Consider the following 8092-nt stretch of genomic DNA (forward strand, 5'->3'; position numbering starts at 1 on the left):
AAAAACGAAAAGCAGTCTGAAGATCCAGTGTTGTGAGATCTCCGGACCGCCTTTCAAGTTGTATGGTCAGCCCCCGAATAGGAACCAAATGCCTTTCGGGTGTTTATGGCCTGACTTACTTCACGAGTTTCGAAACTTCGTCAGCAGCAGCCTTGATGCCTTCGTCTGCCGTGACGCGTTTATTGACGATCGCCTGCAGATCGTCCTTGATGACGTCAATGATTTTGAGCGTATTCGTGCCTGGGAAGGAGTACCACCGCACGATAGTCGGGATTTGTGCCAGTGAGGTTTTGAAGTTCGGATTGGCGTTGTAGAAATCCTTGAGCGCTTCGGTTCCTTTTTCATGCATCGGCATGTAGCCGGACCCCTGAACTTGAATTGCCGTACCGACCGGACCTGCCGCAAACATAGCGTACTCATAAGCAGCACGGGCTTTTTTCGGATCCTTGGTGATAATCATGGCGCCGTTGCCGCCGTTGGGCAGAATGCGTTTGCCCGTCGTTCCAACTGGGAAGAGGCTCGTTTTCATTGCAAAGCCTGAGGTCTTATCCTGCACGCCTTTCAACCACGAAGTCGAAGCCGCATAAAAACCCACGCGGCCCGAAATAAAGGCCTGCTCGCCCTGCAGACGAGTCCAGTCCTTCATCACGCCTTGATCGACAAAGCTTCGCAAAATACGCGCTGCGCGCAAACCCGGTTCATCGGCAAAAGTGACCCGCGTTTCTTTTTCGTCCATCATCGTGCCGCCCTCGCAGAAAAGCAGGGCCTGCCACATCCAATTGCCTGTCGCTTGGTAATCGTAGAAAAGACCGGAATACTCCGGACCGAGCGCCTGAACTTTCTTCGCCGCTTCGATAAGAGCGGGCCAAGTTTCAAAACCCTTCGAGGTGTCGATGCCTGCTTTTTTAAGCAGCGTTTCGTTGAAGTAGACAATCGGCGTCGAGATAGCAAACGGCACCGCGTACTGCTTGCCGTTGAAATTGCCGAGTTTCATCATCGTGGGATAGTAGCCGCTGCCGTCCTTCCAGCGCGGATCGTTTTTGACGAACTCCGAAAGATCGTAGGCCGCACCCATTTCAATATATTGGCGAATCTGATTGATGCCCTGGAAGGAGAGCACCGGGGCATTGCCCTGAGCGATGCCGGCCAAAGTGCGCTGCGTGAGCTCTTCATAATCAGGGAACGGCGTCTCAAGCCGCACTTTAACGTTGGGATGAATCTTATTGAATTCCTTAATGATCTTCTGGTGAATTGGGCGGAAGATCTTGCCGTACGGATGGGCGACAGTGATTTCGACGACATCCTCCGCGGCAAAAACATTAGGAGCGGAACCGGCGGCCGCAACGGCGGCGACGGCTAGAGCGAGGCGAAGGAAATGCTTGCGGGAAAGCGAATTCATGGTACTTAATCCTTTCTGAGTGACATATGGTCGTTAGCAGGTGAAAGCACCTTCAGAGCTTGCTCTTCAACTCTGGCTCGAAGGGGAATAAAAGGAATGGGGAACACCGGCTGCGCCGAGATTTCGACAAACTCACAAACGAGCGAATCTTTGGTTAACGTGCCTCGCAGCCACCCTGGCGGGGTGGCTGCCGCACGGACTGCTCCGCTGCGTTCAAAAGCGGCGAGCGAATGAGCGACCGAAGGTACTGTCCAGCAAGGCAAGCCCTCAACGAGGGATGCCATCGGCCGATGGAGGTGTCCGCAAAAAATGCCTGCCGTCACTTCAGATCCCTTTTGTGACGGTGTTTTGCCCGTAGGGCTGACATTGCCGAATGCGGCGAGAAATTCTCTTCGGTTCTCTAGTGCGCAAGCATCCATGACGATATAGCCCGACCGAAAAGGCGGGTGATGCAGGAAAACCAGCAGCGCCCGCTGGGAGCAGATCGCCTTACGTCTCATATGCCGTATCTGCTGCAGAGCTTCTGGAGAAACTCTCCCGGCAGCTGTGTTTGGGATGGTTGTAGTGAGAAATAAGAGAATGGCTTCGTCGGTTTCCACGGCATCCGTGAAGTAAGCGCCCGGTGAAAAAACACTGACGGCTGGGGCTGCGGGGAAAATCTGTCGCATTTGTACGGGATCGTCATGATTGCCCGGAAGGACATATACAGGCCGCGAGAGTGATTCAAGCCGCTCCTTGATCAGCCGATAGGAGCCTAAATCCGCGCAGTCTGCGAGATCACCCGTAACCACCACTAAATCCGGAGCCTCGCGGTCTATATCCGACAAAACATCGTCGAGCCGTTTTTGTGTGTCCAGGCCATAGAGCAGCCCGTCGATGCGCACATGGAGATCGGAAATCACAGCAAATCGCATGACACCCGCCTATTTGAGTCCTGACATCGTTACGCCTTGAATGAACCAGCGGCGAGCAAAAAGGAATATCAAAAGGAGCGGCAGCACGATCATCGTTGCTGAGGCCATCATTGGTCCTACGTCGTTGCCGCCTTCGTCAGAAGCAAAAATGGAAACACCCAAAGGCGGCGTAGCCAGCGACATATCGTTCACCACGAGCAATGGCCAGAGGAAATCGTTCCAATGACTGACGATCGAGAAGACCGCAAAAGCAGCAATGGCGGGTTTGACCTGAGGAACGAGGATTGTCCAAAGTATCGTTGTTTCATTGGCACCGTCAACGCGGGCTGCATCGATCAAATCCTGCGGAACAGCCTTCAGAGACTGCCGGATGAGAAAGATCCCCAGAGCGCTCGTCATAAATGGAATGATGAGGGCGGTGTAGGTATTTAAAAGACCCAGCCTGCCGATCATCAGGACGAGCGGAATGACCACCACTTGAGGAGGCACAATGAGACCCGTCAAAACCATGCCAAAAGCCAGCCCCTCCAGCCGGAAGCGTTTTCGGGCCAGTACGTAGGCGCAAGGGATCACGGTGAGGAGCTGAATGCACAGAATGGCGCCTGTCACGATGATGCCGTTGCGGATGAAAGTTCCGACTTCGCCAAACTCGAACGCCTCCGCATAATTCGCCCAATCCCATGCATGCGGCAGAAAGTGAATGGTTGGGGTGTAAATCTCATTCTCAGGCTTCGCAGAAAGCGAGAGCATCCAAACAAAAGGCAGGAGCACGACGACTGCACCCAGTGCCAGCAGCACGTTAAGGGCGATTGACCTCCACAGCTTATTCGAAGCCATAGTGAACCCTCCGGCCGATCACGGCATTGTTGGCCCAAGTCAGCAGCAGCATGACAGCGAGATAAATAGCCGCGACTGCCGCAGCTGTTCCCATACGGAAGAACGAAAACCCTTCTTGATACATCGTGTACAAGAGAATTTCACTTGCCTTCTCGGGACCGCCGCGTGTGAGTACCTTGACAATGTCAAATACTTGGAACGTCTTGATAATCGTGAGAATGAGGACAAAAAATGACGTTGCACTGAGAAGCGGCCAAGTGATGTTGGCAAAGAGTGACCAAGTACTTTTTGCCCCGTCGACTCTCGCCGCTTCATAGAGATCCTGAGGAATCTGTACGAGTCCGGTCAGAAAGATCACCATGAAGTAGCCCGTCATTTGCCAAACGGTGATGAAGGACAGTGTCCAAAGCACAAAGCGGGCGTCATTTAAGAAATTCACCTTCTGCGTAATGCCGAAATAAGGTAGCACCGCAGCCACAATGCCCACTTCGGGATGCAGAATCCACTGCCAGACCACTGCCATGGCTACGAGCGAAGCGGTTACCGGCAGGAAATAGATGCTTTGCCAAAACTGCGCCAAACGGCCGCTTGCATGAACAGCAAGTGCGAGGAGAAGGGAAAGCACGAAAGAGGTCGGAACAACCAACATCGTCATGAAAAGCGTATTCCCCACGCTTTTTCGAAAGTCATCACTCTCCCAGAGACCGATATAGTTGTCCCAGCCAATGAAGTGAACCGAGTTCGTTCCGCCCAATTCCCAATCCGTAAAGCTCACCACGACGGTAGCGATCATCGGGAAAATGAAGAAAATCAGGAGGCATCCCATCGCCGGAGAGAGCATCAGCGGATTGGCGACCCACGCTTCGCCGGAAAAGAAACTAAGCCAAGCTTTCTTCATAAAGGAGCCTCTTGCAGCAGTGCCGAGAGTGATGACAGGCGAATCCGCCGGCCGTTTTCATCAAAAATAAAAGCCCGGCTCCAGTCTGGCCGCAATGCTTGAATGGCTGTGAAATCCCGTGCATGTTCGCGTGAGAGTCGAACGGCGATCTGTCGATGGGTCTCTCTTTCGCCCGCCCAGAACCACGCAATTGACTCTGCTCCCATTTCTTCGATGAAGTCGGGCTGAACGGGAATCGCCTCCGGATCTTCCGCTGCGGCGGGATGCAGCGCCTCGGGACGCAAGGCTGCCGTAAAATGTCCCGCCCCCAAAAGCGGCATTGCCTTCAGCAGCAAAGCCGATTGGCTTAGCTGGCCGAGGAGCCGAGCTTTTGAATCCGATACTTCCAAAGGAAGCTGATTAATGGTCGGGGTGCCGATGAAAGAAGCGGTGAAAAGATTATCCGGATCGTCATAAAGGGTGAGCGGAGCTCCGACCTGCTCCACCCTGCCCCCATTCAAGAGGACAATCCGACCCGCCATTGTCATCGCTTCAGTCTGATCATGCGTGACATAAATAAAGGTGCGCTTCGTGACCTTGTGGAGTTCCACAATTTCTCGCCGTGTATCCGTTCGGAGTTTTGCATCGAGATTTGAGAGCGGTTCGTCCATCAAAAATAACGACGGATCTCGTACGAGAGCGCGGGCAAGCGCAACACGCTGCTTTTGGCCGCCAGAGAGTTCCGAGGGGCGGCGTGCGAGGAGTTTTTGAAGTCCGACCATCGCAGCGGCTTGCGGCACTTGTCTGCTCAGTTCTGCGGTCAGTTTCTTGCCGGCTGGCAGAAAGCGACCGAGAAACGGAATTTTCGTCGAGGCGGGGGCCCGCATTCGCAAAGGAAAGGCGATGTTTTCCCAAACCGTCTTATGCGGATAGAGTGCGTACGACTGGAAAACCATCGCAATATTGCGCTCAGACGGGCTGAGCGCTGTCACCTTGCGTCCTCGGATCACGATGTCTCCGTCGGTAGGATCAAGAAGCCCTGCAATGATTCTGAGCAAAGTGGTTTTCCCGCAGCCAGAGGGGCCCAGCAGGCAGATGAACTCTCCTTCCTCCACGGTGAGATTGATTTTCTGAAGTACCTGCACCGTATCGTAGGATTTTGTTATGCCTTGGAGTTCAAGCGCTGCAGTCATGCCGCGACCTCCCGCAGTGAGCTGGCAAACCAGAGGGGACGGCGGCTTGTCGCAACAGCCTGAGCTCCGGCTTTAAGAACTTCGTGAATTTCAGCTTCGGTTTTAACCAGTCCGGCGCAAAGCACCGGCAAAGGCAGCTGACTGGAAACCTCCCGGATAATGTGCGGAATCGCGCCGGGCATGATCTCTACGGCGTCGCAGTCGAGCCTGCGGGCGGTCTGAATACCCGTCTCGAAGGCTTGGGTATCGATCATGAAGATTTGGAAAATGGTGATCAAACCGCAGGCGCGAGCCTTCTGCAAAATCTGCTTTTTCGTTGAAACAATCGCGGTGGGACGAGCGTATCCGCAGAGAAAATCAATCGCTGCAGGATCTCGGCCAAGGCCGGCAATAAGTTCAGGATATAGCAGCACGCTTTTGCGAGCGGCACGAACTCGGTCGATCAATGCCGGGAGCGAAGCAAGGTCGCCGGATCGTATTTCGATGGCAGACACTCGGCTCGTGAGCGCCTCAGCAAGCTCCTCCGCGCTGCGAACAACCGCTATTACGGGATTCGCAAGCACTTCCGCAAGCTCTTTGTGTACGACTGGGGGCTCTGTCGTACGCGGAGACAATGTTCCAGCTTGGGCACAATGAGTCATTTAAAAGTTCCTTTTGAGCTGATGGACTCGGACTCCGGAGAAAAGCGCTTCTTCGAGCGCTCCGCTCTTTATTTGTCCAGAACCCACGCTCGGAGCTCTCTCTATGACTCTCTTCCGGCGCGTTGATTGGTAGTGTAGGTTGGAAAGATTTCACGACAGCGATAATTTCATGACGTTCATATGACGTAATGGATGTGCTCGCTGCCGTTCAAAAGCCCTGCCTTCTTGTGGGCAGTGCGGTCCGCAGGCACGTTTCTTCCGGACAGCCCCAAAAAATCATGAAACCTTTTTATTGACCGCTCAAAAGAGATAAATCCAAAGAACCGCATGGTTTCAGCGGTTCCTTGGCTTAGCTGCAAGAAGCCTGACGGTTTAGCGCCAATTCTTCAAAATGTTGATGCCTTCTTCCAAATCACCCGAGAAGATGCGGTCTTTGTCAACAAACGGCGCCTGATGATGGTCTTTATTTAGACTGAAGCCTGCAGTAAGACCGTAAATTTCAACGCCTTGACGGGCAGCAAGGGTGCAGGAATCCGTGCCCTCAGGCGTGATGATGACCGCTTCGCCGTTAACGGCAGGATAGGCGGAAGCAAACATGACGGCAAAACCAGCGGTGATTGCAAGAGCATTAAGACGCATTTTGAGATTGCCCGATTGACCCTAACCGCTGCTCGAGGCGATCCAATCAGTCCGCAGGGTGAATCTGTCTCGATCGAGATGAAATTTAATTCTCAAAACCGACCAGACGGTTCTTTACCATCACTCTGCTGAGAGTGGTAATAACACTTATATTCTATTTATCTATATATTTTTATTGAATTTTAATTCGTATCGATCTTCATTCATTAGGGATACCTATAATGACTAAATCTTCAAAAAACAAACCATATGGTCTGTTTTGCATATAATGCCCCGCAGCTTATTCCCTCAATCCTACATAGCAGGTACAGGATCTATTTCATCATGCAGTTCCAAAAAAACTTGATCACGATTGCTGCCGCCCTTGCTTTTGGCGCCGCTTCGACTACTCTTTTCGCAGCCCCTATCACCACTGAAGGCGTCGGCGTGGGCAAACACGGCGACATCCGAGTTGCTGTGACTTTTGACAACGGCAAGATCCAGAAAATTGACATTCTGAAGAATGCCGAAAACCCTGTTCTCTCCAAAAAAGTTTTCACGGATTTAAAGGATCAGGTCGCTGCCGCCAGCTCCGTGCAGGTCGACATCGTCTCGGGCGCCACTTTCACGTCGAAAGGTATGCTCGACGCCATTGAAGATGCCGCCAAGAAGGCCGGTGTAACGCTCGGCAAGGCCGATAAAAATGCTTTAAACGTGATAGTCAAGGATCTGCCGAAGAATGCTTCCTATGACGTCGTAGTGATTGGTGCGGGCGGTGCAGGCTTCTCTGCTGCCATTGAAGCCAAGAACGCCGGCGCCACTGTAGTGCTCCTCGAAAAGATGCCGCAGGTGGGCGGCAACTCCCTCATTTCCGGCGCGGAAATGAATGTTGCCAGAAACTGGGTGCAGCCTAAGCTCGGCATTACAGACGACTCCCCCGAACTGCATGCCAAGGATACGTATCTGGGCGGCGATAAAAAGGGCGACATGAATGTTATCAATGTAATGACCCGCAACGCTTTGGCCGGCGCGGAATGGTGCCGCGACTATCTGGGCATTCGTTTTGAACCGGACAATCTCTTTTTCTTCGGCGGTCACAGCCGCAAGCGCGCCCTGATCCCGGTCGGCCACACCGGTACGGAATTCATCACGAAATTCCTGGCGAAGGCCGATGAGCTCGGGATTCCCGTCATCACCAACATGAAGGCTGAGGAACTCATCAAAGATAAGGCCGGCCGCGTTGTGGGCGTCAAGGCGACGATGAACGGCACCGAATACACGTTCAATGCCAAGGGCGGCGTGGTGCTGGCCACGGGCGGCTTTGGCGCGAACCCCGCGATGGTGAAAAAGTACAACCCGAAGATTGACGAACGCTTTAAGACCACAGACGCGCCGGGCACAACCGGTGAAGTGCTTTACATGGCTCAACGCGCGGGTGCTGAACTCGTCAACATGCAGTACATCCAGACCTACCCAATCTGTGACCCGATCTCTGGCGTGATTGAACTGATCGCGGACGCCCGCTTTGACGGCGCCATCATGCTTAACCAGGAAGGCAAGCGCTTCGTTGAAGAGCTCGGCCGCCGCGACGTGCTCTCCGAAGCCATTCTCGA

The 8092-nt window shown here is 53.4% G+C and carries 8 protein-coding genes; 1 reads left to right on the forward strand and 7 read right to left on the reverse strand.

What is annotated here, in order from left to right; all coding sequences use genetic code 11:
* Window positions 1-115: 115 nt before the first annotated feature.
* The 7 genes from DES29_RS07120 to DES29_RS07150 form a co-directional block, all read right to left on the reverse strand.
* Window positions 116-1399, reverse strand: coding sequence for an ABC transporter substrate-binding protein (locus DES29_RS07120; RefSeq protein ID WP_005432033.1), 1284 nt, complete (start codon window positions 1397-1399; stop codon window positions 116-118).
* Window positions 1400-1404: 5 nt separating this feature from the next.
* Window positions 1405-2313: a metallophosphoesterase family protein gene (locus DES29_RS07125; RefSeq protein ID WP_021994954.1), complete on the reverse strand. Its 909-nt coding sequence runs from the start codon at window positions 2311-2313 to the stop codon at window positions 1405-1407.
* Between the two features lie 9 nt (window positions 2314-2322).
* Window positions 2323-3150: a carbohydrate ABC transporter permease gene (locus DES29_RS07130; protein WP_016474904.1), complete on the reverse strand. Its 828-nt coding sequence runs from the start codon at window positions 3148-3150 to the stop codon at window positions 2323-2325.
* On the reverse strand, window positions 3137-4048 hold the full coding sequence (locus DES29_RS07135) for a carbohydrate ABC transporter permease (RefSeq protein ID WP_005432030.1): 912 nt from the start codon (window positions 4046-4048) through the stop codon (window positions 3137-3139). Before DES29_RS07135 ends, DES29_RS07130 begins: the two co-directional genes overlap by 14 nt.
* Window positions 4045-5220: an ABC transporter ATP-binding protein gene (locus DES29_RS07140; RefSeq protein WP_021994955.1), complete on the reverse strand. Its 1176-nt coding sequence runs from the start codon at window positions 5218-5220 to the stop codon at window positions 4045-4047. Before DES29_RS07140 ends, DES29_RS07135 begins: the two co-directional genes overlap by 4 nt.
* Window positions 5217-5861: a glycerol-3-phosphate responsive antiterminator gene (locus DES29_RS07145; protein ID WP_021994956.1), complete on the reverse strand. Its 645-nt coding sequence runs from the start codon at window positions 5859-5861 to the stop codon at window positions 5217-5219. The genes DES29_RS07140 and DES29_RS07145 overlap by 4 nt, the downstream gene beginning before the upstream one ends.
* 372 nt (window positions 5862-6233) lie before the next feature.
* Window positions 6234-6500: a hypothetical protein gene (locus DES29_RS07150; protein WP_021994957.1), complete on the reverse strand. Its 267-nt coding sequence runs from the start codon at window positions 6498-6500 to the stop codon at window positions 6234-6236.
* A 324-nt stretch (window positions 6501-6824) separates the two neighbouring features.
* On the opposite strand from DES29_RS07150, the gene DES29_RS07155 reads away from it, so the two are divergent.
* Window positions 6825-8092, forward strand: a 1268-nt coding sequence (locus DES29_RS07155) for a flavocytochrome c (protein ID WP_113854655.1), incomplete at its 3' end; no start/stop codon positions are given.

Origin of the sequence: Sutterella wadsworthensis, assembly GCF_003315195.1 — a bacterium.
GTDB classification, from domain to species: Bacteria; Pseudomonadota; Gammaproteobacteria; order Burkholderiales; family Burkholderiaceae_F; genus Sutterella; species Sutterella wadsworthensis.

What these genes read in the sequence shown, in the direction of transcription:
- DES29_RS07120 (WP_005432033.1), bottom strand. Translation starts at nt 1,399, where the DNA reads ATGAATTCGCTTTCCCGCAAGCATTTCCTTCGCCTCGCTCTAGCCGTC.
- DES29_RS07125 (WP_021994954.1), bottom strand. Translation starts at nt 2,313, where the DNA reads ATGCGATTTGCTGTGATTTCCGATCTCCATGTGCGCATCGACGGGCTG.
- DES29_RS07130 (WP_016474904.1), bottom strand. Translation starts at nt 3,150, where the DNA reads ATGGCTTCGAATAAGCTGTGGAGGTCAATCGCCCTTAACGTGCTGCTG.
- DES29_RS07135 (WP_005432030.1), bottom strand. Translation starts at nt 4,048, where the DNA reads ATGAAGAAAGCTTGGCTTAGTTTCTTTTCCGGCGAAGCGTGGGTCGCC.
- DES29_RS07140 (WP_021994955.1), bottom strand. Translation starts at nt 5,220, where the DNA reads ATGACTGCAGCGCTTGAACTCCAAGGCATAACAAAATCCTACGATACG.
- DES29_RS07145 (WP_021994956.1), bottom strand. Translation starts at nt 5,861, where the DNA reads ATGACTCATTGTGCCCAAGCTGGAACATTGTCTCCGCGTACGACAGAG.
- DES29_RS07150 (WP_021994957.1), bottom strand. Translation starts at nt 6,500, where the DNA reads ATGCGTCTTAATGCTCTTGCAATCACCGCTGGTTTTGCCGTCATGTTT.